This window comes from Streptomyces sp. NPDC005070 (assembly GCF_053600395.1).
In genome coordinates, this window is record NZ_JBSFZS010000460.1 from 1 (window position 1) to 1,666 (window position 1,666).

The 1,666-nt window shown below is 71.1% G+C and carries 2 protein-coding genes; both read left to right on the forward strand.

All coding sequences use genetic code 11. The features are described from left to right. Positions 1-2 precede the first annotated feature (2 nt). A complete protein-coding gene (locus ACWEBX_RS40235; protein ID WP_451889649.1) occupies positions 3-824 on the forward strand; it encodes an aldo/keto reductase in 822 nt (273 codons plus the stop codon). Positions 825-1,014: 190 nt separating this feature from the next. Beyond that, positions 1,015-1,666, forward strand: a 652-nt coding sequence (locus tag ACWEBX_RS40240; protein WP_451889650.1) for a thermonuclease family protein, incomplete at its 3' end; no start/stop codon positions are given.

A 1,666-nucleotide genomic window follows, 5' to 3' on the forward strand; every position in this document is an offset into this window, starting at 1 on the left:
GCATCCCGGACCGCACGGCCCATGACGGTACGAGGATCCCGGCCGTCGGCCTCGGAACCTGGCCGATGGACGACGCACAGGCCGAGGAGGCCGTCAGCCGCGCGCTCGGCATGGGGTACCGGCTCGTCGACACGGCGACCAACTACCGCAACGAGACGGGCACCGGACGGGGCGTCACCCGCTCCGGCGTCCCTCGCGAGGAGATCGTCGTCACCACCAAACTGCCGGGCAGGCACCACGGTTACGAGGAGACGCTCGCCTCGTTCGAGGAGTCGCGCGGCCGTCTCGGACTCTCCTACGTCGATCTCTACCTGATTCACTGGCCCCTGCCCCGCGTGGACAAGTACGTGGACTCGTGGAGGGCGATGATCGAGCTCCGCGACGCGGGGCTGGTGCGTGCGATCGGCGTCTCGAACTTCACGGCCGAACACATCGGCAGGCTGGAGGCCGAGACCGGAGTGCTTCCCTCGGTGAACCAGATCGAGCTCCATCCCCTGCTTCCCCAGGAGGAGTTGCGTGCCTTCCACGCCGACAAGGGCATCGTCACGGAGAGCTGGAGCCCCCTGGGCCGTGGCTCCCGGCTCCTCGGCGACCCCGGGGTCGGGAAGATCGCCGAGGCACACGGCGTCACGCCCGGTCAGGTCGTGCTGCGCTGGCACACACAGCTCGGCGCGGTGCCCATCCCCAAGTCCGCCGACGCCGGGCGTCAACGGGAGAATCTCGACCTCTTCGGATTCGAGCTGTCCCCCGCCGAGATGACGGCCGTGGCCGACCGCCCGCGACGACGCCTCGGCGGGGACCCCACGGCACACGAGGAGTTCTGAGGCCCCGGAGCCCCGCTCCTACCAGGTCTCCGCGGCGGGGTGAGCGTGCGTCGTACGCCGCGTGCTGCCGGACGCGGTGCCACGGTCCGCTCATTGCATGACTTCGGGTACCCATCGCGCTCCGCCGGGGTGCCGTGCGACGCCGTGCGGGTCATCGTGGAGGGGTCTTGCGAGTGATGGGGGAACCGGCATGCCGATGCTGCTGATCAAGGGGTCGTACAGAATCGTCGGGGCCAGCCCCGACGGCGACTCGGTTCGCTTCGTCCCGGACGATCCCGGGGAGTGGGACCTGCTGCGAGGACGGAAGGTGCGCCGCAATCTGGCCGGCGGGGCCCAGCTCCGGCTGGACGGCATCGACACCCTGGAGACCCACTACCGGCCGCCGCACGGGCCCGAACTCCATCAGCCCGCGCCGTACGCCGGTCAGGCCGCGGACGCGCTGCTCGACTGGCTGGGTTTCGAGGAGGTGGAGCGCGGTGCGAACGGAATCGTCAGGCACAGTACGCCCGAGTCCGTACCCGGCTACATCCTGACGCGCAGCGCGGACGTCCACGGGCGCTGTGTGGCTCTCGCGGGCCGCGGAACCGAGGCCCCGGGTGTCAGTGGGACGCTCGTCACCGTCACCGCCGAGCACCTGCGGCAGACCGCCAACCATCATCAGCTCGCCGAGGGCCTGGCCTACCCCACGTTCTACCGCGACCTCTACGTCGGCCTCCGGCGGGAGCTGTCCGGGGCGGCGCGGCAGGCCCGCCAGGACGGACTCGGGCTGTGGCCGTCCGACCAGACCCAGAGCGGGGCGAAGGTGGAGGGCCCGGCCACGCTGACCGAGTCCGCGGTGCTGC